This is a genomic window from Corynebacterium sp. ACRPZ, assembly GCF_022346205.1.
GTDB classification, from domain to species: domain Bacteria; phylum Actinomycetota; class Actinomycetes; order Mycobacteriales; family Mycobacteriaceae; genus Corynebacterium; species Corynebacterium lehmanniae.
Window position 1 is genome coordinate 1 of sequence record NZ_JAKRMR010000014.1, and the last position, 22,071, is coordinate 22,071.

General features: G+C 64.7%; 21 protein-coding genes and 1 riboswitch. Of the genes, 4 read left to right on the forward strand and 17 right to left on the reverse strand.

The features are described 5' to 3' along the window. Nucleotides 1–556 precede the first annotated feature (556 nt). From MHX64_RS09755 to MHX64_RS09825, 15 genes are all read right to left on the reverse strand, one after another. Nucleotides 557–850 (reverse strand): hypothetical protein, encoded by a 294-nt coding sequence (locus MHX64_RS09755; protein ID WP_239356956.1) that lies wholly within the window; start codon nucleotides 848–850, stop codon nucleotides 557–559. Between the two features lie 661 nt (nucleotides 851–1,511). Further along, nucleotides 1,512–2,900: a class II 3-deoxy-7-phosphoheptulonate synthase gene (locus MHX64_RS09760; RefSeq protein WP_239356959.1), complete on the reverse strand. Its 1,389-nt coding sequence runs from the start codon at nucleotides 2,898–2,900 to the stop codon at nucleotides 1,512–1,514. 80 nt (nucleotides 2,901–2,980) lie between these two features. Beyond that, entirely contained in the window at nucleotides 2,981–3,490 is a 510-nt protein-coding gene (locus MHX64_RS09765; protein ID WP_181888750.1) for a polyadenylate-specific 3'-exoribonuclease AS, read from the reverse strand. After that, complete coding sequence (locus MHX64_RS09770) at nucleotides 3,491–3,706, reverse strand: hypothetical protein (protein WP_034998511.1); 216 nt, start codon at nucleotides 3,704–3,706, stop codon at nucleotides 3,491–3,493. Next, nucleotides 3,703–4,431 (reverse strand): 1-acyl-sn-glycerol-3-phosphate acyltransferase, encoded by a 729-nt coding sequence (locus MHX64_RS09775; protein WP_239356961.1) that lies wholly within the window; start codon nucleotides 4,429–4,431, stop codon nucleotides 3,703–3,705. Before MHX64_RS09775 ends, MHX64_RS09770 begins: the two co-directional genes overlap by 4 nt. 14 nt (nucleotides 4,432–4,445) lie before the next feature. After that, the gene (locus MHX64_RS09780) at nucleotides 4,446–5,399 is read right to left on the reverse strand and encodes an ROK family protein (RefSeq protein WP_239356963.1); all 954 of its coding nucleotides are present in this window, start codon (nucleotides 5,397–5,399) and stop codon (nucleotides 4,446–4,448) included. An 11-nt stretch (nucleotides 5,400–5,410) separates the two neighbouring features. Continuing rightward, the gene (locus tag MHX64_RS09785) at nucleotides 5,411–6,559 is read right to left on the reverse strand and encodes a glycosyltransferase family 4 protein (RefSeq protein ID WP_239356965.1); all 1,149 of its coding nucleotides are present in this window, start codon (nucleotides 6,557–6,559) and stop codon (nucleotides 5,411–5,413) included. Continuing rightward, nucleotides 6,543–7,571, reverse strand: a complete 1,029-nt coding sequence (locus tag MHX64_RS09790; protein ID WP_370642114.1) for an NlpC/P60 family protein — start codon at nucleotides 7,569–7,571, stop codon at nucleotides 6,543–6,545. The genes MHX64_RS09785 and MHX64_RS09790 overlap by 17 nt, the downstream gene beginning before the upstream one ends. 160 nt (nucleotides 7,572–7,731) lie before the next feature. After that, on the reverse strand, nucleotides 7,732–8,481 hold the full coding sequence (locus tag MHX64_RS09795; protein WP_338026594.1) for a C40 family peptidase: 750 nt from the start codon (nucleotides 8,479–8,481) through the stop codon (nucleotides 7,732–7,734). 13 nt (nucleotides 8,482–8,494) lie between these two features. Further along, a riboswitch (cyclic di-AMP (ydaO/yuaA leader) is annotated at nucleotides 8,495–8,652 on the reverse strand. Between the two features lie 369 nt (nucleotides 8,653–9,021). Further along, the gene (locus MHX64_RS09800; RefSeq protein ID WP_239356970.1) at nucleotides 9,022–10,653 is read right to left on the reverse strand and encodes a cytochrome bc complex cytochrome b subunit; all 1,632 of its coding nucleotides are present in this window, start codon (nucleotides 10,651–10,653) and stop codon (nucleotides 9,022–9,024) included. After that, on the reverse strand, nucleotides 10,653–11,873 hold the full coding sequence (locus MHX64_RS09805; RefSeq protein WP_239356972.1) for a ubiquinol-cytochrome c reductase iron-sulfur subunit: 1,221 nt from the start codon (nucleotides 11,871–11,873) through the stop codon (nucleotides 10,653–10,655). The genes MHX64_RS09800 and MHX64_RS09805 overlap by 1 nt, the downstream gene beginning before the upstream one ends. Beyond that, nucleotides 11,870–12,718, reverse strand: coding sequence for a cytochrome c (locus MHX64_RS09810; protein WP_181888758.1), 849 nt, complete (start codon nucleotides 12,716–12,718; stop codon nucleotides 11,870–11,872). Before MHX64_RS09810 ends, MHX64_RS09805 begins: the two co-directional genes overlap by 4 nt. Before the next feature lie 63 nt (nucleotides 12,719–12,781). Beyond that, nucleotides 12,782–13,402, reverse strand: a complete 621-nt coding sequence (locus MHX64_RS09815; RefSeq protein WP_181888759.1) for a heme-copper oxidase subunit III — start codon at nucleotides 13,400–13,402, stop codon at nucleotides 12,782–12,784. Nucleotides 13,403–13,807: 405 nt separating this feature from the next. Further along, nucleotides 13,808–14,239: a cytochrome c oxidase subunit 4 gene (locus tag MHX64_RS09820; RefSeq protein ID WP_239306640.1), complete on the reverse strand. Its 432-nt coding sequence runs from the start codon at nucleotides 14,237–14,239 to the stop codon at nucleotides 13,808–13,810. A gap of 18 nt (nucleotides 14,240–14,257) precedes the next feature. Beyond that, nucleotides 14,258–15,352, reverse strand: coding sequence for a cytochrome c oxidase subunit II (locus MHX64_RS09825; protein ID WP_239356974.1), 1,095 nt, complete (start codon nucleotides 15,350–15,352; stop codon nucleotides 14,258–14,260). A gap of 345 nt (nucleotides 15,353–15,697) precedes the next feature. On the opposite strand from MHX64_RS09825, the gene asnB reads away from it, so the two are divergent. Then, complete coding sequence (asnB, locus tag MHX64_RS09830; RefSeq protein ID WP_239356975.1) at nucleotides 15,698–17,620, forward strand: asparagine synthase (glutamine-hydrolyzing); 1,923 nt, start codon at nucleotides 15,698–15,700, stop codon at nucleotides 17,618–17,620. A gap of 74 nt (nucleotides 17,621–17,694) precedes the next feature. Next, on the forward strand, nucleotides 17,695–18,678 hold the full coding sequence (locus MHX64_RS09835) for a S41 family peptidase (RefSeq protein ID WP_239356976.1): 984 nt from the start codon (nucleotides 17,695–17,697) through the stop codon (nucleotides 18,676–18,678). A gap of 65 nt (nucleotides 18,679–18,743) precedes the next feature. On the opposite strand, the gene MHX64_RS09840 is transcribed toward MHX64_RS09835, so the two are convergent. Beyond that, nucleotides 18,744–19,088: an iron-sulfur cluster assembly accessory protein gene (locus MHX64_RS09840; protein ID WP_034998489.1), complete on the reverse strand. Its 345-nt coding sequence runs from the start codon at nucleotides 19,086–19,088 to the stop codon at nucleotides 18,744–18,746. Nucleotides 19,089–19,228: 140 nt separating this feature from the next. On the opposite strand from MHX64_RS09840, the gene MHX64_RS09845 reads away from it, so the two are divergent. Beyond that, complete coding sequence (locus MHX64_RS09845) at nucleotides 19,229–19,933, forward strand: DUF3043 domain-containing protein (RefSeq protein WP_181888764.1); 705 nt, start codon at nucleotides 19,229–19,231, stop codon at nucleotides 19,931–19,933. Nucleotides 19,934–19,936: 3 nt separating this feature from the next. Next, nucleotides 19,937–20,923: a nicotinate-nucleotide--dimethylbenzimidazole phosphoribosyltransferase gene (locus MHX64_RS09850; protein WP_239356977.1), complete on the forward strand. Its 987-nt coding sequence runs from the start codon at nucleotides 19,937–19,939 to the stop codon at nucleotides 20,921–20,923. Here MHX64_RS09850 and MHX64_RS09855 read toward each other — a convergent pair. Beyond that, the gene (locus tag MHX64_RS09855; RefSeq protein WP_239356978.1) at nucleotides 20,920–22,026 is read right to left on the reverse strand and encodes a branched-chain amino acid aminotransferase; all 1,107 of its coding nucleotides are present in this window, start codon (nucleotides 22,024–22,026) and stop codon (nucleotides 20,920–20,922) included. The two genes, MHX64_RS09850 and MHX64_RS09855, sit on opposite strands and share 4 nt — an antisense overlap. Nucleotides 22,027–22,071: the final 45 nt, after the last annotated feature.

Consider the following 22,071-nt stretch of genomic DNA (forward strand, 5'->3'; position numbering starts at 1 on the left):
CTCCCTCCCCCGCCAGGCCCGCCCAGCCAGCACCCGGCCCGGCGCGCGGCCAGTGGCCCGCGGCGGGACCGGTGCCTGGTCCGGCCGCTGTGCAGAGACCTGCTCCAAGACAGATCTCCCCCAACGCCCCGGATGTTCCTCCCACCCGCGAGCCCGTTTCCCAGCGTCCCTCCGTTAAACCGGTGTCGAACCGTTCCCCATTCGCCGTGGCTCTTTACACCGTGTTCGTGTTAATCGCGATCGTCGCCGTGGCGCTGGGGGCTTGGTGGTTCGGCTCCGGCATGTACGGCGAAATCCCGGAGATCATCGTTCCCCAGCCCTAGTCGGGCGACTTCCACTATGCAGCTGCATAGTGTTACTGGGCCAACGGGTGGAAACAAGCCATCAACCAACTAGCCGTGGCATACCCCGACCGATTCGCGGACTACTCGTAAACCAAGCCCCCGCACACAAACAATCGGACACTCTCTCTTCTGCGGCTACAGTTAGCCACTCTAGACTTCAATCTAGAGGGGGCTAACTGTAATTGGCCTTACAGCGGTTCCATATCTATAGGCTATGCGAAGTTTCCATAGCCAGAAATGGTGCTCACCCATAAGAACGCTGATACGACGAAAGCCGCGGCGAATGTGAAGGCAAAAGCACGCCATGATCGGTCACTAAGCCGATCCTTTTTCAACATGTAGACAGACATGGCTAATACACCCAACGCCACCAATGAAGGTAGAGGTAGCCCATAGAAGACGAAAGGTATTGGAAGCCATGTGGTCAGGAGCACTCCGCCATAAAGGGTTGCGACGCCCAAGACAATTCCAAAAAATATTTCCGGAATGATTGTTCTTTCTTTCACAACAAATTCCTTACCAATCAGTTTATCTTGATCAGACCACCGTTTTTAGCCTGCGCCCACAGCCCCCCACCCTGACCGTCGCCTAAACCAGAAACTGTTCACAACCACTTGACACAAAGCGCAAAATGTCAACTTTTACGAGAGCCGCCACCGCCAACCACTATGCAGCCGCATAGTGTTACTGGGTGAAGACCAACTATTGGCACCGGCCGATTTGTCAGCAATGCAGAGCCCGCACCCAACAACCCACCACTATGCAGCTGCATAGTGCTACTGGGTTTGGACCAACTATTGGTGCCAGCCGAATAGTCCGCAATGCAGAACCCGCACCCAACAACCCATTACTATGCAGCTGCATAGCACTACTGGGTGCGGACCAATTATTGGCACACATCAATCAGTCCGCAATGCGGCCCCCGCAACCGGCGCTCCACCACTATGCAGCTGCATAGTGGGTGCCGACCAACCATTGGTTCCGGCCAAGTTGTCCGCAATGCTGGAGCCCGCAAGTGGCGCTCTTTTGTACGAATCGACCAAACACCCCGGGCCCCCATCTCCCCACCTGGGGAAATGCCGGAGCGTTGTCGATTCGTACAAAACCTGCCGGCCCGGAAGACCCCGAAGGCCCCGGAGACCGGTGGAGTTCACAAGCGGGCCGGAACTAGTAGCGCAACATCTCCGCGACGAGGAAGGACAGCTCGAGGGCCTGCTCGGTGTTGAGGCGGGGGTCACAGGCGGATTCGTAGCGGCCCGGCAGGTCAACGTCGGTGATGTCCTGGGCGCCACCGAGGCATTCGGTGACGTTCTCGCCGGTGAGCTCGATGTGGATGCCGCCCGGGTGGGTGCCCAGTTCGCGGTGGACCTCGAAGAAGCCCTGCACCTCGTCGATGATTTTGTCGAAGTGGCGAGTCTTGTAGCCGTTCGAGGAGGTGAAGGTGTTGCCGTGCATCGGGTCGGACTGCCAGACCACCTTGTGGCCGGAAGCCTCGACGGCCTTGACGATGCCCGGTAGCACCTCGCGGACCTTGTCCTGGCCCATGCGGATAACCATGGTCAGGCGGCCAGGGATGCGGTCCGGATCCAGCTTGTCGGCGTAGGCGACAGCCTCCTCCGGGGTGGTGGTCGGGCCGAGTTTGATGCCGATCGGGTTGGAGATCAGGGCGGCGAAGTTGACGTGGAAGTCGTCGATGCCGCGGGTGCGCTCGCCGATCCAGAGTTGGTGGGCGGACAGGTCGTAGAGCCTGGTGTCGCCGTTGGAGTCGGTGGCTAGGCGCAGCATGGCGCGTTCGTAGTCCACAAGCAGCGCCTCGTGGGAGGCGTAGACGTTGGAGGTGCGCAGGTTGTCGTCGCGCACGCCGCAGGCGTCCATGAAGGCCAGGGAGCGGGAGATCTCGCGTCCCAAAGCTTCGTAGCGCGCGCCCGCCGGGGAGTTGGTCACGAATTCGCGGTTCCAGTCGTTGATGTGGTGCAGGTCGGCGGTGCCGGAAGTGGTCAGGGCGCGGACCAGGTTCATCGCCGCGGACGAGTTGGCGTAGGCGCGGACCATGCGGGCCGGGTCGTGGCGGCGGGCCTCCTCGGTGGGCTCGACGCCGTTGACGATGTCGCCGCGGTAGTTGGGCAGGCCGTTCGCGTCCAGGTCGGACGAGCGTGGCTTGGCGTACTGGCCCGCGATGCGGGCCAGCTTTACGACGGGCATGGAGGCGCCGTAGGTCAGCACCGCGGCCATCTGCAGCAGGGTGCGGACGTTGGCGCGGATGTGGGGCTCGGTGTTGGACTCGAAGGTCTCTGCGCAATCGCCGCCCTGCAGCATGAACGCCTTGCCGTTAGCGACGTCCGCGAGCTGGTCCTTCAGCTCCTCCACCTCGGGGCCGAGCACAACAGGGGGCACAGACTCGAGGATCTTGCGCACATACTGCGCCTGGTTGGGGTCCCAGGAGGGTTGCTGCTTCGCGTCGCGGGAGAGTGCGTCCTGGAACTGCTCGTTCAGGTCGCCCGGCAGCGGGGGCAGGTCCGGCAGTACGTCTTTGGGGATGTCAATTGTCCAACTCACCCATTTAGTAGTAGCACGAATCCCACCGCACTACAACCCATTTCACCTGCAATTTCCCAAAATGCGAAGAATGAATCTCACTATTTGGACACGGCGCCGGAGGCGTCGATAGGCAATGCCTCCATGCAAACGCGGAATTTACGCAGGTTGTGGCGCGCATCCACGAGCGCGTCGTGGTTGCCATCCGGCACCTTGGGCAGGCGCGGGCGCCCCGCCATCTGCCAGTACTGCTTCAGCTCGCGCGTGTAGCGCGGAAGGTCCTTTGGCAAGCCGGCCATGTCGCCCCAGAGCTGGGCGAACACGACGTGATCGTAGGCACCGACCCAGGCCCACAGCTCCGGCTTGCCGCGGCCGGCGGTGAGAAATTCGTGGGCCTCGTCGCGGATCTGCTGCAGCGGCTTCCACGCCGGATGCGAAGCGCGCGGCAGCTTGTTCAGCACGTTCTCGCGCACCCATTCATTCGCGTTGGAAGCATTAAACTCCGTGCTCACGGCGTAATATTCGCGTCCGTCTTCGGCGACGATGCCGATGGAGACGAGCTCGATGGTGGAGCCGTCCTCGATAAATTCAGTGTCGTAGAAATACCGCATCTACTTGCGCTGCTCCGACCGGATGTCGTCGAGAAGCTCGCGTCTCGACGGCCCCTTCGGACCGCCGCCGCGGCGGGGCCAGAACATCACCGCAGCCACCGCCAACACGGCGAGCGGCCCGGCCAGCTTGGGGTACCAGCCTGCCTCGGAGGCAACCAGGTAGATCGCCACCACAACGGCGACCAGCGCAAAACGGATAATCAGCGGTTTGTTCACGGGCGTGCCTCCTCCGGGTACTCCCCCGTCTCCGCCAGCGACTTCTTCACGTCCGAGGCGTAGACATCCACGTAGTCCTCCCCCACCATGTCCGCGAGGCGGCGCATGCAGTAGTCCGTGAACGGGCGCATGACCTCGCGAGATGCGGGGTCGAAGCCGTGCTCGGCCGCCCAGGCGTGCGGGTGGATCTGTTCGGAAACCTTGATGCGCACCTTCACCGGCCGCGGGACTGTCGTGCCGATCGGGTTCGCTTTACCGGAGCCGACCATGCCGATGAGCACAACGGGCGCTCCGGTGGCCATGGCCACGCGCGCCATGCCGGTGCGGCCCTTGTACACTCGCCCGTCCGGTGAGCGGGTGCCCTCCGGGTAGATGCCGAAGAGGTCGCCCTTGCCCAGCACGCTTTCCGCCGCGTTCTGCAGCGCGTCGCCGGCGTCCTTGGAATCGCGGTCCACGGGGATCTGGCCCACCGATGAGAAGAAGAACTTCTGGATGCGCCCGGACAGCCCCGTGCCGGTGAAGTACTCCTTTTTGGCGGGGAAAGTGATCTGCCGCCGGACCATCAGCGGCAGGTAGAAGGAATCCAGCACGGCCTGGTGGTTGGACACCAAAATCGCGGCGCCTTCGTCGGGAATGTTGTCCGCGCCTTCGATGGTGGGGCGGTTCCACACCAGCAGCGGCGGCCCGAGGATGACCTTGAACAGGGAATACCACTTGTTGTTCATCGTTTACTCGCCTTCTACAGCAGTTCACGGGCCAGATCAGCGACCCCGATCATACCCGCCCGGGATCCCAGCTCAGCGCACAGGATCTCCGGCTGCGGGCGGTATCCGGCGCCGACGATGTTGGCCGCCATGGACGCGCGGGCGTCGTCCAGGTACAGGTCGGCGTCCTCGCTCACGCCGCCGCCGAGGACGATGTGCGCGGGGTCCAGCACGTCGGCCACGATTGCCAGCCCGCGGCCGAGCCAGGTGGAGAAGCTGTCCAGCGCGGCTTGCCCCAGCGGGTCGCCGGCGCGTGCGGCGGCCATGACGTCGTGTCCGCTCGCTCGCTTCTCGACGACCGCCCGGTACACCGCCGAATCCCGAAAACTCCCCTTTGTCGCGATCTCAATCGCGCAGTCCACGAGCGACGTGCCGGAGGCGTAGCGCTCCAAGCACCCCTGCTTGCCGCAGGAGCACACGCGCCCGCCGGGGACCACGGTGATGTGACCGAACTCGGGCGCGGTGCCGAACGCGCCGCGGTAGATCTCCCCGTGGTGCATCAACGTGGCGCCGATGCCGGTGCCGACGGCGAAGAACACCCAGGTGTCCAGGTCGCGGCCGGCGCCGTGGCGGTACTCGCCCCAGGCGGCGGAGTTCGCGTCGTGCTCCAGGCGCACCGGAATGCCCAGCGCCTGCTCGAGGTCGCGGCGCACGGGCTGGTCGTCGCGCCAGGCAAGGTGCGGCGCGAAGCGCACGATCTCGCAGTCCGGGTCCAAAAACCCGGCCACAGCCACGCCCACCGCCCCGATGTCGTGGGATGCGCGCAGCTCGCCGACCATCTCCACGATCGTGCGGGTGAGCCCCTCCGCGTCGTGCGGCGTGTCGGTGCCGAGCGAATCGACGATCACCCCGTCAGCGTCCACCACTGCTGCGCGTGCGTTCGTGCCGCCGATGTCGAATCCGACGGTCATCGGTGAGTGAGCAACCATGGAATGGCAGTCTAGTCCCGCCGCCCGCGAGCGCTGCATAGCGCAGCCAACCGCGCCCCGAGCACGTCCCAGGAGAAATGCTCGGTCACATGCGCGCGTCCGGCGCGACCCATGCGGGTGCGCCTTTGGTCGTCGAGAAGCAGCTGCGCAATCGCCTTGGCGACGGCATCCGTGTCCCGGCCGTCCACCACCACCCCAGTCTCCGCGGTGACCGTCTCGGGCGCGCCGCCGGAGTCGCCCGCGACGACGGGCACGCCGCACGCCTGCGCCTCCAGGTAGACGATGCCGAGGCCCTCGACGTCGAGCCCGCCGAGGCGCGTGCGCGCGGGCATGGCGAACACGTCCGCGGCCGCCACGATGTCGCGCAGCCGCTCCCCCGGCACCGCGCCCGTGAACACGACGCCCTCGCCCGCCATCGCCTTCAGCTTCCGTTCGTACGGCCCGGAGCCCACGATGACCAGCCGGGCGCCTTTTGCTTGTCGACGAGCCTCCGGCCACCCCCGAATCAGCACATCTTGCCCCTTCCTGGCCACCAGCCGCGAGGAGCACACCACCAGCGGCGCGTCGCCGACGCCGAGGAATTCGCGGGCGGCGGCCCGCTGGGAGGCGGTGGCGGGGCGGAAGAACTCGGTGTCCACGCCGGACGGTAGCGCCACGAACCGCGGGCGGGTGCCTAGCGCGCTCAGGCGCTGTCGTGTGTAGTCCGAGATGTAGGTGACGGTGTCGGCGCTGCGGCCGATGGCGGTTAGGGCCTGGCGGGCGACGGGCAGCATGCCCCAGCCGACCTCGTGGCCGTGGGTGGTGGCGATGACGTAGGCGGCGCCGGCGCGCTTCGCGGCAGCGCCCATCAGCGCCAGCGGTGCGGCGGCGCCGAACCACACCGTGCCGATGCCGTGGTCTCGGATGAGACGCTGCATCTCGCGGCTTGTGGCCGGGGTGGGCAGCATGACGCGGCGCGGCCAGCGCACCACCGTGTACGGCGCGGACGCGTCCCACTCGCGGGCCGCGTCGGCGTCTTGGGTGGAGGCGAACACCACGAGTTTGTCGGGGCCGAGACGGTTCGCCAGTTCGGCGGCGAAGTCCCGCAAATACGACTGAATCCCGCCCACTGTGGGCGGGAAGTCGTTGGTGACCAGCAGCGTCTTAATAGCGAACTGCACCCTGGATCGGCATGGAGTTCAGCGGCACCACCTGAATCGGGATGCCGTAGTCCGAGGAGTGGACCACCATGCCGTCGCCGATGTACATGCCCACGTGGGTCACGCCCGGGTAGTAGCCGATGATGTCGCCAGGCTGCAGGGCGTCCAGCGACACCGGGGTGCCGCCGGCAAGCTGCGCCTGCGAGGTGCGCGGGATGCCGATGCCGTTCTGGGCGTAGGCCCACACCATCAGGCCGGAGCAGTCGAACGCGTCCGGGCCGGCAGCGCCCCAGCCGTACGGCTTGCCCAGCTGCGCCATGGCCGCGGCGACGATGCCGGAGTCCACGCCCGGCAGGGACGCGGAATCCACCGGGTTGTCCTTGTTCATCCACCGCTGGCGGTCCGCCTCGTTCAGGCTGTCCACGCGGCGCTCGATGTCGGCGACGCGCAGATCCAGCTCCTCGCGCTCCTCCTCCAGCTTCTTGCGCTTGCCGTCCAGCTCGTTGCGGGCGTGCTGCGCTTCTGCCACCGCGATGCTGGCCACGCTCGCGCGCTCGCCGGCGGCGCGGTTGGCGTCCTCCAGCTCCGTCAGCGCGCGCTGCGAGTTCCGGCCCAATGCGGCCAGGTACGCGGACCGGTCGATCGCCTCCTGCGGGTTGCCGGAATCCAGGGTGGTCAAAAGCGCGTCCGACTTCGGCATGCGGTAACGCGAATGCGCGATGTCGCCGACGTTCTTGCGCTGCGCGTCCGACACTCCGCGCAAGGACTCGAGCTGGGACTTCGCCTCGGCGGCGCGGGCGTTCGCCGAACGCAGCTTCGCCTCGGACTCGGTGATCTCGTCCTCCAGCTCCTTGATCTCCTCCGCCTTCGCCGTGGCGTCGTGGGAGACGGACTCCATCTCCTCGATCAACGCGTCCACGTCGTCCGCGTGTGCGGGGGCCGCGGGAAACACCGTTGTGGCGATGACGCTGCCGGCGACAGTGGCCGCGACGGCGGCGCGGGAGCGGTTGGGGCGGAGGGAGTGCTTACCCACGGTGGACACCTCTTCAGATTTCTGCACGAACGAACAAACTATAGCTGCTCCCGTGGCCGTCGCCAAGCAAAATGCTCAACGTGTGACTTGAGTGAATACTGAGGTAAGAGAGAAAAAATGCCCCGCCCGCGCGATGCGGGACGGGGCACAGTTTCTACTCTTAGAAGCGGACCACGGAGTGGATCGGCATCATGTGCAGATCGCGGTAGCCGACCGGGATACCGGAGTTCAACGCGTCGATGATCTGGCCGTTGCCAGCGTAGATGGCAACGTGGGAAGCGCCGCCGTAGTAGGCGACGATGTCGCCCGGCTGGATGTCGCTCAGCGCGACCTGCTGGCCGGCAGACGCCTGTGCCTGGGAGGTGCGCGGAATGGACTTGCCAGCCTGCGCGTAAACCCAGGAGGTGAAGCCGGAGCAGTCGAAGGCGTTCGGGCCCGCAGCGCCGTAGACGTACGGGGAGCCGATCTTGGACTGCGCGATGGAAACGATGCGCTCGCCAATGGACGGCTCCGGAGCCGGTGCGGCAACCGGTGCGGAGTAGGTTTGCTGAACCGGTGCCTGAGCCGGAGCCGCCGGGCGGACCTGCTGCTCGACGTTAGCGAGGAACTGGGTGAAGCCCGGGACGTTGGCCACGCCCGGCATTGCCTTCACAGAGGCAATGGCGTTCTGGACGTTGCCGCTTGCCGGTGCGCCTGCGAGCGACGGGATCCAAGCGTCGATGCCCGGAATGGATGCGATGCCCGGGACATTCTCGATGCCCGGAACCTGGACGGAAACCGGAGTGTTGGGAACACGGACCTCTGCTGCGGAGGCGGCGGCCGGCGCGACCAGAGCGGCGCCCGCTGCGACGGCTACGGTAGCCGCTGCTGCGCGTGCTGCGGTGTTGTCCTGGCGACGGTGCTTTGCCACGATAGTTTTCTCCATATCTTCTCTTCGCCAACCGGGTTAGCTGTCGGGCCGGGCGTTGAGAAAAGACCCTGCGCCCCACGGGAGCTTCTGGCTCCACTGCGGTTCCCCGGTCCCCATGGCGTACGGTCCGCGGATTCGGATCGCCGCTTCGGGTGTCGGCTCATATGTTGTTTTCGGTACATGCTGCCAACGGCTGTTGTCGCAATGTCTCGAACAGGTTACGAAACGGCAACAACGGTGTCCACCCGCCACGCCGTTACAGTTCCGTTATCAACAAAAATATTGTGTGACACGCCCGCCTCTCAGCATGCTTTAACGTCCTCTCAGGGACGCAGAACAAGACAGTTTTCCACGCGTACGCTGGCGTTTTTTGAGTGGCGCTCAGCCCGCGCGACTTCACTCAAGGTTTGCACGCAGACACAACCTTAAATCTCCTGTGGTCTTTGTCACATGGCCTTGTTTACGCGTTTGTAACAAAGCAAAACCCCCTCTCCCATAGCCGGGAAAGGGGGTCAGCTTGCGACCGCAAGAGCGTTATTTTTACTCCGCGTTCTCGTGAGTTGCGTCGCGGTCGGAGCGATCCTTCGTCGCCTCGAGCGCACGCATCGTCTCGACGGCCTCGTGGTGCTTCTGCTCCTCAGCGTCGCGCACACGCTCAGTGACGCCGAGCTCCGCCGGGGAGAACTTGCCGATGGTGTCGGAGTCCGCGAAACCGAGCTGGTTCATCTGCTTCGGCACGCGGGCACCTGCATACTCCAGCGGCACCGGGTGGCCGTGCTCGTCCACCGGGCCCAGCGGCTGGTGGATCTCCACGAACGCGCCGTTGGGCAGGCGCTTGATGACGCCGGTCTCGATACCGTGCTCGAGGACCTCGCGGTCAGAGCGCTGCAGGCCGATGCACAGGCGGTAGGTGATGAAGAAGGCCAGCGGCGGCAGCACGATCAAGCCGATACGGCCGACCCAGGTCATCGCGTTCAGCGAGATCTGGAAGAAGTGCGCCACGTGGTCGTTACCACCGGAGAGGGTCAGCAGCAGGAAGAAGGTCAGGCCCATGACGCCGACACCGGTGCGCACAGGAACGTCGCGCGGACGCTGCAGCAGGTTGTGGTGGGCGGTGTCGCCGGTGACCTTCTGCTCGATGAACGGGTAGGTGATCAGCAGCACGACCATCAGGCCACAGAGCAGGGCCACCCAGAACGCGCCCGGGATGGTGTAGTTGCCCAGGTAGAGCTCCCACGCCGGCATGACACGGGCGGCGCCGTCCGTCCACAGCATGTATATATCCGGCTGGGAACCAGCGGACACCTGGGACGGGTTGTACGGGCCAAGGTTCCAGATCGCGTTGATGGAGGTGAGACCAGCCATGCCAGCCAGCACCGCGAAGACAACCATCATGTAACCGATAGCTTCGGTTGCGAACACCGGCATGATGCGCACGCCGACGACGTTGTTCTCGGTGCGGCCCGGACCCGGGAACTGGGTGTGCTTCTGGAACCAGACCAGCGCGAGGTGAGCCGCAACCAGGGCGAGGATGATGCCCGGCAGGATCAGCACGTGGAGGATGTAGAAGCGGTCCAGCATCAGGTCGGACGGGAAGTCGCCGCCGAAGATTGCCCAGTGGATCCAGGTGCCGATGATCGGCAGGCCCAGGATGATCGCGGACATGATTCGCAGGCCGACGCCGGAGAGCAGGTCGTCCGGCAGGGAGTAGCCCATGAAGCCCTCGATCATGCCCAGCAGCACCAGAGTGACACCGATGAGCCAGTTGGCCTCACGCGGGCGACGGAACGCGCCGGTGAAGAACACGCGCATCATGTGGGCGAACATCGCCATCATGAACATCAGCGCGGCCCAGTGGTGCATCTGGCGGACAAACAGGCCGCCGCGGACGTCGAAGGAGATATCGAGCGCGGTTGCGTACGCGCGGGACATTTCGACGCCGTTGAGCGGCAGGTACGCACCGTCGTAGATGACCTTCGTGATGGACGGGTCAAAGAACAGTGCCAGGTAGATACCGGTCAGCAGCAGGATGATGAAGCTGTACAGCGCCATCTCACCGAGCATGAAGGACCAGTGGGTCGGGAAGACCTTGTTCAGCTGCGGGCGCAGCACGCCCGAGATTGTGTAGCGCGAATCAACGTTGTCCGCGACTTGCTCAAGTTTAGTGCTCATTAGGACTGACGCTCCCAGAATGCCGGGCCGACGGGCTCAATGAAGTTCCCGTTGGCGATGAGGTAACCGTCTTCGTCAACAGTCACAGGCAGCTGCGGCAGTGCGCGGGCGGCCGGGCCGAAGACCGGCTTGCCGTACTGCAGCGCGTCGAACTGCGACTGGTGGCACGGGCACAGGATGCGGTTGGTCTGAGCCTCGTACAGCGAGGTCGGGCAACCGATGTGCGTGCAGATCTTGGAGTAGGCGTAGTAGTCGCCGTAGTGGAAGTCCTCCTGGCCTTCGCGCTCAACCGCCTTTTGCGCGTCTTTGGAACGCAGGCGGATGAGCATGACCGGGTTACGCGGACCGTGGATCGAGTGCATGTGGTGCTCGTAGACGTCGCGGGTCGGATCGTAATCGTCGCCGTCGTTGACGTCCTCCGGGTAGAGCGGGAACACCGTTTCCATTGCGGCTGCCGCGAGGTCCTCCGGGCGCATGCGCACCAGGCGGGACACACCCGCGGTGGTGTAGTGCGAGCCGGTTTCGCCCTCGTGCAGCTCGGCGATAGCGCCGGTGTCGCGGCCGAGGTAGACCTTTACTCCCTTGTCCTGGATGGTCCAGCCGTGGGTCCACAGGGTGCCGTCGCCGTGGTAGTCCAGCTCGTGGCGGACCTTCCACGGGTTCTTGATCGCGCCGCCGAGGGGAGCGATGACCATCAGGCCGGCGAGAACGCCAGCGGTGCCGAGCAGGCCCTTCAGTGCCGAACGACGGCCGAGGGTCGACGTCTCCCATGCGTCGTTCAGCAGCGCGGTGGTGGTGCGGCGGTCCAGCTCGCTGGAGCGGCCGTCGTGGCGGCGCTGCACTGCGATCTCTTCCGGCACGAACTTCTTCACGTACTGGATGATCGCCACGCCGAGGCCAACAAACGCCAAAGCCGCGGTCAGGCCAAGCAGCGGGGTGTAGAGGGTGTAGATAAACAGACCCTCATCACCGTGGAACTTCGGCTCCCACGGCCAGAACAGGTAAACGCCGAGGAAGGCCAACGCCGAGATGATCGAGATGGTCAGCCAGATACCGATGCCGGCAGCAGCGGACTTCTCGCGCGGATCGCCCTCGACCGGGAAGCGCTCCTTGCGGTACGCCACCGTGACATCGTCGAGCTCGGTGCCCAGGGCAGCCAGCTCCGCATTGCTCATGCGGTCCAGCTCTTCCTTCGTGTAATTCTTCTTCACATCACTCATGAGCGAGATCCAATCCACATAGCAGCGGCAGCGACCAGGGTCACGCCGATGATCCACATCGCCATACCTTCAGAAACCGGGCCGAGGCCACCGAGGGCGTAGCCGCCCGGGGACGGGGTTTCCTTGGTGGACTTGATGAAGGCGATGATGTCCTTCTTCTCGTCAGCGGAGAGCTGACGGTCGGAGAACTTCGGCATGTTCTGCGGACCGGTGAGCATGGCCTGGTAGATCTCCTGCTCGTTGGCCGGATCCAGTGCGGGCGCGTACTTACCGGAGGACAGTGCGCCGCCGCGGCCGGTGAAGCTGTGGCAGGAAGCGCAGTTCAGGCGGAACAGCTCGCCGCCGCGGGCGACGTCGCCTTCCTGGATCTTGCCGTCGTAGTCCTTGCCGCGGAGCTCCTCCATGGCAAGCGAGCCGTCCTCGTTGTACACCAGCTCCGGGCCACCGCCGTTCGCTGCGACGTAGGCAGCGAGGGCGAGAGCCTGCTCCTCGGTGTAGCGCGGGCGCTTGCGTTCCGCCTGCGCGTCGTTGGACATCATCGGCATACGGCCGGAGTTGACCTGGAAGTACACGGCGCCTTCGCCGGTACCGATGAGCGACGGACCGCGGTCCTGAACGCCCTGCAGGTTTGCGCCGTGGCAGGTGATGCAGGCGATGTCGTAGAGGTCCTTGCCCTCCTGGATCATCGCTTGCTCATCACGGGCCGCCGTTGCCACCTGTGCGTTCGGGGTCAGTGCGGACGCGAGAAGCCCCGCGCCGGTCAACCCCAGCGTCAAGGCCGCAGCGCCAGCGAGCGTGCGCTGCGTCTTGCGTCCCTGGCGCTTCTTCTTGGGTGTGTTTTCCATTGTGTTCCCTTTATCGACTTTTCAGAACTTTTCCGCTCCCCCAGGCATTCACCTGGAAGAGGACTACTGAACGAGGTAGATGGTGATGAACACGCCGATCCAGATGGCATCGACGAAGTGCCAGTAGTAGGAAACTGCCATTGCGGCGGTTGCCTGAGCCGGGGTGAACTTCGACTTGGCCACGCGCAGCAGCACCACGATGAACGCGATGATGCCGGCGGTCACGTGCGCCATGTGGAAGCCGGTGATGATGTACACCACCGAACCGAAGACGGAAGACTGCGGCGTAACGCCGGCCGTGACCATCTCGGTCCACTCGAAGGCCACCAGGCCGAGGAAGATGACGCCCAGCACAATGGTCACGGTGAACCACTTGCGCAGGCCGAACACGTCACCCCTCTCGGCGGCGAACACACCGAACTGGGAGGTGAAGGAGGACGCGATCAGCACAGCGGTGATGATTCCGCCGAACACGATGTTGAGATGATCGGTCTGGGTGCTCCAGTCACCGTTAGCGAGGCCGTTTGCGCGCGACGTGAAGTACATCGCGAACAAACCGGCAAAGAACATGAGCTCTTGGGCGAGGAACGCAATCGTGCCCACGCTGACCATGTTCGGACGGTTCAGCGCTGGGACGCGATTCTGCGGCGTCGCCATATCTTGGTTTGTCATTGCGGTCGTCACGGATGAGATTATCCCCTATTTCGTCCTGATATTCATCTCACTCACCCCCGCATTTTTCCTGTGAACTCGCGCGCAACCAGCACCTTTTCGCACGGCCCGTATTGCGGAAAAACTTTTTTCAATTTCCCGGGAACTTTTCTGCCTCATATCCGACTAGAACGATGCTGGTCATCGCATCGGGTGCACGCCTACTGCCCTACCTCGCAGAATTGGCCGACAATTCTCTGGACGGCTCTCCCGGCCTCGAAAAGTTCCCCGGTGTGCCTGATCTCACATCTCCCGCAGCTTGCCCGCCCGCGCAAAATGGGGGACAAACTTTCGGATGATCGGACCATTTTCGACCGTCAAACGCAAAAATTCCCCCGCCGCGACCCATCGCGGCGGGGGGAGTTTTCGTTTCAGCGTTTAGTGCTTCTCGCGCGGAATACCGTACTGCAGGCTCAGCATGGTAGTGGCCCAGATCAGGAACACCGCACCAAGGGCGAGCAGCCACAGCTGCCAGAAGGCAATGCCCAAGCCGAGCACGCAGATCGCCATCGCCATCGTGAACGGCCAGATGGAGCTCGGAGAGAAGAAGCCGAGCACGCCGGCACCGTCTTCGATCTCCGCCTCTTCCCAGTCCTCCGGGACGATGTCCATGCGGCGCTCAGTGATGCTGAGGTAGCCGCCCAGCATGAAGGAGAAGACGGTGGCAAGTACGAGGCCGACCGAGCCGATCCACTCGATACCGAACAGGTACGCGTCCTCGCCGATCCACGTCGTAGCGAGGATGTAGAACACGGCCATCAAAGCAAGGAAGGTGCCGATGGCGTAGAAAACCTTTGATCCAGTTCCCATGGCTTCGCTCTCTCTTTCTTAAACGTTCGCGTTCGGGTCGACAGTGTTGTTGCCGTCGCGGGTCGCATCGCGCTGGGTGACGAACGGACGGGTGGAGGTTGCGTACGGATCCTCGCCGATGGACTTCAGTGCCTCGGAGTTCGGTGCGTCGGGGTTGTCGCGGCGGAACTGGATGTACTGCTCGAACTTCTCCGGGCTCACGGCGCGGACCTCGAAGTTCATCATCGAGTGGTAGGTGCCGCACATCTCGGCGCAACGGCCGACGAATGCGCCTTCCTTCTCAATGCGCTCGATCTGGAACGCGCGCTGCTGCTGGTTGTTCTCCGGGTGCGCGTAGACGTCGCGCTTGAACAGGAACTCCGGAACCCAGAACGCGTGGTTCACGTCGCCGGAGGCGAGGCGGAACTCGATCGCGGTGTCGGTCGGCAGCACCAGCACCGGCACCTCTTCGGTGGAGCCGATGGTCTCAATCTCGTTGAAGTTGAGGTAGGACTGGTCGCCCATGGAGGTGCCGTGGATCGGGTTCGCGTTGTGCATGTCCTCCGGGTCGTACTTGGTCTCCTCGGCGAGCGCCTGACGCTCGGCGTCCAGACCGTCGTAGTCCTGGCCGTCCGCGGTCAGCTCGCCGGCAACGTTGGCGTAGCCGAACTTCCAGTTCCACTGGTAGCCGGTGACGTCCACGGTCACCTTCGGATCCTTGTCCAGGGCGGTGGTCTTCGTCTGCGCCTGGACGGTGAAGAAGAACAGCACCATCACAATGATGATCGGCAGGACGGTCAGCCCCAGCTCGAGGCCGATGTTGTACTGCAGCTGGCGCGGGAACTCGCCGGCGCCGCTCTTCGCGCGGGCCTTAGAGTTCCAGCGGACGATGGCCATGATGAACAGCCCCCACATGATGATGCCGATAATCCAGGCGGCAACCCAGGTCCAGACCCAGAAGTTGTACATCTGGGTGCCCTCCGGGGTGACCGGGTCCGGCCAGCCCATGTCGAGGATGTTTGCGACCGCCTCCGGCGCAGCGACGTCACAGCCGGCGAGCCCGAAGCTGCCGAGCAGGAGCGCTGCCGCGACGCCGGCCTTCTTGGCGAAACCGCGGTTTACTTCCTTATCCACGTGTGTCTGCCTTCCTGTCCACACTAAAAACACTGAATGCCCATGTTCGTGACAGAGCATTCCTACGTGGTCAGAATAGTTCATCCGGCCTGGCCCGTCGGAATCTTGAAAGTGGGGGTTGCGGTGGGTGCCGGGGGCTCGTCGATAAGCAAGTGCTTAGCGACGATAATGCTTGGCTGAGTACACGAGGCCGCGAAAAAGTTCATCCTTAAGTTGGCCCCCTTATGGGGCACGGCGAAAGTTGGGCGGTTCCGGTTCACGAAAACGGGGTGCAAAACCTTATTGTTGAGGGGACTTCCCGCCGCGTGAAAACGGCGCACCTTATATATACGGAGAGGTTTGAGTATGTGTGGCCTTCTTGCCCTGCTAACCGCGGACGCAAACGCAGCCAAGTTCGTTGATTCTGTCGAGCGCGCCCTGCCGTGCATGTACCACCGCGGCCCGGACGCGGCCGGCACCTGGAACGACGACTCAGCCGTTTTCGGGTTTAACCGCCTGGCCATCATCGACCTCGAGCACTCCCACCAGCCGTTGCGTTGGGGCCCGGCAGACAACCCGGAGCGCTACGCGCTGACCTTCAACGGCGAGATTTACAACTACATCGAGCTGCGCGAAGAACTGCAGGCCGCCGGCCACACCTTCAACACTTCCGGCGACGGCGAGCCGATCGTGGTTGGCTTCCACCACTGGGGCGCGAACGTGGTGGAGCACCTGCGCGGCATGTTCGCCTTTGTCATCTGGGACACCGAGACGCAGACGATGTTCGCGGCGCGCGACCAGTTCGGCATCAAGCCGCTGTTCTACGCCACCACCGACAAGGGCACGGTCTTCGCATCCGAGAAGAAGTCCATCCTGGAGATGGCGCCGGAACTCGGTCTAGGCCTGGATCTTGACCGTCGTGCGATCGAGCACTACGTGGACCTGCAGTACGTGCCCGAGCCGGAGAGCCTCCACCAGGAGATCCGCCGCGTCGAGTCCGGCTGCACCGTCACCTTGAAGCCGGGCGGGAAGGTGCACTCGGACCGCTACTTCAAGCCGCATTTCAAATCCCAGCCAGTGCCGAAGGGCAAGGAGCAGGACCTCTACGACCGCATCGCGCGTGCGCTGGAGAATTCGGTGGAAAAGCACATGCGTGCCGACGTCACCGTGGGCTCCTTCCTCTCCGGCGGCATCGACTCCACCGCAATTGCCACCCTGGCGAAGCGCCACAACCCGAACCTGCTCACCTTCACCACCGGCTTTGAGCGCGAGGGCTACTCCGAGGTGGACGTGGCCGCCGAGTCCGCCGAGGCGATCGGTGTGGAGCACATCGTGAAGATTGTCTCCCCCGAGGAATACGCCGACGCCATCCCGAAGATCATGTGGTACCTGGACGACCCGGTGGCGGACCCGTCCCTGGTGCCGCTGTTCTTCGTGGCGCACGAGGCCCGCAAGCACGTCAAGGTGGTGCTCTCCGGCGAGGGCGCCGACGAGCTGTTCGGCGGCTACACCATTTACAAGGAGCCGCTGTCGCTCGCGCCGTTTGAGAAGCTGCCGGGTGCGCTGAACAAGGGTCTGAACCGTTTGAGCCGCGTGCTGCCGGAGGGGATGAAGGGTAAGAGCCTGCTCGAGCGCGGCACCACCCCGATCGAGGACCGCTACTACGGCAACGCCCGCTCCTTCAACTTCGACCAGCTCAGCCGCGTGCTGCCGTGGGCGAAGCGCGAGTGGGACCACCGCGAGGTCACCGCCCCGATCTACGCCGCCTCCACCGAGATGGACCCCGTGGCGCGCATGCAGAACCTGGACCTGTTTACCTGGATGCGCGGCGACATCCTGGTCAAGGCCGACAAGATGAACATGGCCAACTCTCTGGAGCTGCGCGTTCCGTTCCTGGACAAAGAAGTCTTCGAGGTCGCCCAGACCATCCCGTTCGACCAGAAAATCGCCAACGGCACCACCAAGTACGCACTGCGAAAGGCGATGGAGCAGATCGTGCCGCCGCACGTTTTGCACCGCAAGAAGCTGGGCTTCCCGGTGCCGATGCGCCACTGGCTCGCGGGCGACGAGCTCTATGGCTGGGCGCAGGACACCATTCGCGAGTCCCAGACCGACGACATCTTTGCTAAGGACCAAGTCCTGGAGATGCTCAAGGAGCACCGCGACGGTGTCTCCGACCACTCCCGCCGACTGTGGACGGTGCTGGCGTTCATGGTCTGGCACGGCATCTTTGTCGAGCACCGCATCGACCCGCAGATCGAGCACAAGGACTACCCGGTACAGCTGTAGGTAGCGCCAGCACTACCTCAGACGTAGTGCCAGGGGTGTGGTGCTGCGACCCGCGCGCCGGTTAGATGAGATGCATGTCAACAGCACGCAAAGTTCTCCTCACGGTCGGCGGCCTCATGGTCGCGCTCATTCTCGCAGCGGCTACCGCCTTGTATGTCTACGGTCCCACTGTCACCGCCATGTACACGGGCAACGCTCGGTTCTTTGGCACGGACAGCCCGAAGCGCTACACCTCTACGGTGCTCGATCTCGCCGGCCAGGGCATCTACGCAGACTCTGCGGAGTTTGCGGAGGCTAGCGCTGCCGCTCGAGAGGAAGCGAAGCACGCCGAGACGCTCGAGGACATCCGTCCCGCACTCGACAAGGCGGTGCAGGCCGCCGGAGGCAAGCATTCCAAAATGCTCGCACCGGCCACTGGCGACGATGACGAGGTTGCTGAGGCTGAGGCCGCCAGCGTGGCGGTCAGAGACGGCGTCGCGGTTGCGACGGTGCCTGGAGTCGACCGTCACGCTGACATCCAGGCGTACGCGGACACCCTCACCAGCGGCCTGATCCAGGCCCGGGACGACGGGGCTTGTGGGGCTATCGTGGACCTGCGCGGTAACTACGGTGGCGATATGGGCCCAATGCTCGCTGGGCTCTCACCTCTACTTCCAGACGGTGAAGTGCTCGAATTTGTCACAGCAGGCGGCTCGATGCCGGTCAGCGTCAACGGTAACGCGGTCAACGGCGGAGGAAGCGCTCTTGAAACCGCGGGTGGCAAATGGGACGCGCCAACCGCTGTGCTTGTGGACGAATACACAGCCTCGTCCGGTGAAGCAACGATGTTGTCGTTCCGCGGCTTGGAACGCTCGCGCAGCTTCGGTGAACCGACGGCCGGCTATGCCTCGGCCAACATGGTCTACGACTTTCCCGACGGGAGCAGCCTGATGCTCACCATTGCGAAGGACCGCGCCCGGACCGGCGAAACGTTCGCGGAAGATCCCGTCCGTCCCGATGCCGGGGGCGGTGAAGCAGACGCGCTGGCGTGGCTCGCCGAGGAGCATGGCTGCCGGTAGCGGCACGAAAAAGCTCCGCACTGTGTGACGGTGCGGAGCTTTAGTCGTCGATAAGCAGGGGGTGCTTAGTTGAAGCTGTCGCCGCAGGCGCAGGCGGAACCCGCGTTCGGGTTGTCGATGGTGAAGCCCTGCTGCTCGATGGTGTCCGCGAAATCGATGGTGGCGCCCATGAGGTACGGCACGCTCATCTTGTCCACGACCAGGCGCACGCCGCCGACCTCGTCGGCCTTGTCGCCGTCCAGGTCACGGTCGTCGAAGTAGAGCTGGTAGCGCAGGCCGGCGCAGCCGCCCGGCTGGACAGCGATACGCAGGGACAGGTCGTTGCGGCCCTCCTGATCAAGCAGGGCCTTCGCCTTCGCAGCGGCGGCCTCGGTGAGGTTCACGCCGGTGGTAGAGGTGGGGGCAGTCATTGCAGTCTCCTTCGTGCCTCGACTCAAGTCTTTCGATGTGGAGTGGCGCCCATGCTACGCGCCACTGGCCATGCACAGTGCAACCGGTAGGCGTGCCGGGTTATTCCACTCCCGCACGCGGGCCTTGTAGCCTAATGAGCGTGAAACTTCCCTGGCAGAAAACCGAGCAGAGCGCAGACGCGGCGCAGGGCTCGACGAAGGTCGAGCTGCCTGAGGCTGAGCAGGCCGAGCAGACGGGGGAAAAGCTCCCTAAGGGCTACACCCCGCCGAAGGGCCGCCCGACGCCGAAGCGCATCGACCAAGAGATCAAGCGCGGCGTGGTGCGCGACCCGAACGCCGCCACCCCGGCGCAGATCCGTCAGCGCGAAAAAGAGCTGAAGAAGACCATGTCCAAGGAGGAGTGGAAGGCGCACAAGAAGCAGGTGCGGGAGGAAAACCGCGCCCGCAACCGCGAGATCCAGGCCCGCATGGACGCCGGCGACGAGCGCTACCTCACCGAGCGCGACCGCGGCGAGGTGCGCGGGTTCGTGCGCGACTGGGTGGATTCCAAGCGCTTCTTCAACAACTACGTCATGCCGGCCGCGCTGGTGCTTTTGCTGATCATGCTGATCGGCACCTGGCTGCCGCGCGTGTCCGCGGTACTGTCGCTGTTGAGCCTGCTGTTTATGCTGACCATCTTCATCGAGGGCTTCATCATCGGCATCCGCGCCAACCGCGCGGTGCGCGAGAAGTTCCCAGAGGCCGACACCGGCTTCGGCCTGGGCATGTACGCCTTCTCCCGCGCCACCCAGCCGCGCAACTGGCGCACCCCGAAGCCGCGCGTGGCCGTGGGCGAAAAGGTCTAGGCCATGCAGTTTCCGCCGGTTGACGCCCCGAAGCAGTCCCACGGCCACGCCGTCGCCGACGCGTTGGCAGGCTCTGCCGCGGGGCTGGCGCTGGGCAGGCTGGGCTCTCTGGCGTCCAGGATCGCCTCGGTGCAGGGCAAAGACGTCCCCGCCCCGTTCGCCCGCCCGCGCGTGGTGGTCGTGGCGGGCAAGCACGGCGTTGCCGCGCGCGGCGTGTCCGCGTGGACCGACGACGCCGGCGACGTGCAGGCCGAGCAGCTGCGCGCCGGCGGCGGCCCGGCCCACGCCGCGGCACGCCTGGCGGGTGCGACGTTGCGCTTCATCGGCGACTACCTGGACACCCCCACCGGTGCCATCGATGTGGAGCCCGCCACCTCCCCCGAGGTGTTCGACGCCGCCCTCGCCGCCGGCGCCGAGGTGGCGGACAACGAGATCGATTCCGGCGCGGACCTGATCATCCCCGGCGACATCGGGGTGGGCAACACCAGCGTCGCCGCGGCCGCCTACGGCGTGTTCACCCGCACCGAGCCGGTGAAAGCCATCGGCCGTGGCTCCGGCATCAACGACAAGGTGTGGAAGGTCAAAGTCGCCGCCGTGCGCGACGCGATGTTCCGCGTGCGCGGCTTCCGCGAGGACACCGAGCGCGTCTGCGCCGAACTGACCGGCCCGGACTTCGCGTTCCTGGTCGGGCTGATCGCCCAGTCCGCCGCGCGCCGCACCCCGGTGCTCATCGGCGAGGCCTACCCCACCCTCGCCGCCTACGTGGCCGAGAGGCTCGCCCCCGGCACGAAGGACTGGCTCATCGCCGGCCAATCCACGGCGGAACCGGCCCATGCCGGCTGCCTCGAGGCACTCAATCTGACGCCGGTACTGTCGCTGGAAATGAAAACGGGCCAGGGCGCAGGGGCCCTGGCCGCGCTTGGACAGCTCAACCTCGCCGCGGAGTTGGCGGGTGAGGTGCTGACCGAAGGTGCGTCGACAAGCAACTAGCTTTCAATGAGCACGGTGTTCCAGCCGTGGGTGTCCTCGACGTCGCCGGTCTGGATGCCGCGCAGGCGCTCGCGCATGGCCATGGTGACCTCGCCGGCCTCGTTGTTGTTCACCGTGAATTCGCCCTCGTTGGATTTCACGGTGCCCACCGGGGTGATCACGGCCGCGGTGCCGCACGCCATGGTCTCGGTGATCGTGCCGTCCTCGACGCCTTGGCGCCACTGCTCGACGGTGATCTTGCGCTCCTCGGCGGTGTAGCCCAGGTCCTCGGCCACCTGGAGCAGCGACTTGCGGGTAATCCCCGGCAGCAGCGAGCCGGTCAGCTCGGGGGTGATGATCTTCGCGTCCGCGCCCGAGCCCTCGACGAACATGAGGTTCATGCCGCCCATCTCCTCGATGTACTTGCGCTCGATCGCGTCGAGCCAGACCACCTGGTCGCAGCCCTTCTCCGCCGCCTGCTGCTGCGCCAAAAGGGACGCGGCGTAGTTGCCGGCGAACTTCGCATCACCCGTGCCGCCGGGGGCCGCGCGGACATAGTCCTCGGAGATCCAGACGCTCACCGGCTTGATGCCGCCAGAGAAATACGCGCCGGCCGGCGAGGCGATGATGTAGAAGCTGTAGCTCGAGGACGGCTTCACGCCCAGCGTCTTCTCCGTGCCGATCATGAACGGGCGCAGGTACAGCGACGCCTCGCCGCCGGCTTCCGGCACCCAGTCGGAGTCAATGTCCACGATCTGGCGCACCGCCTCCAGGAAGACCTCCTCCGGCAGCTCCGGCATGGCCATGCGCTTGGCGGAGTTGTTCAGGCGCTTCGCGTTCTGCTCCGGGCGGAACGCGGTGATGCTGCCGTCGGTGTGGCGGTAGGCCTTCAGTCCCTCGAAGATGGCCTGGCCGTAGTGGAACACGTTGGACGCCGGATCCAGCGAGATCGGCTCGTTGGCGCGCACCTGCGCGTTGTGCCAGCCTTCGTCCTCGGTCCAATCGATGGAGACCATGTGGTCCGTGAACTGCTGGCCAAACGCCGGGTCTTCGAGGATCTTCGCGCGCTCCGCGTCGGGGGTGGGGTTTGCGGTGGGGGTAATTGTGAATTCGATCTCAGCCATACGGACCAGGGTACTCCCCTCATTCAGTACGCTCACAGGGTGTAA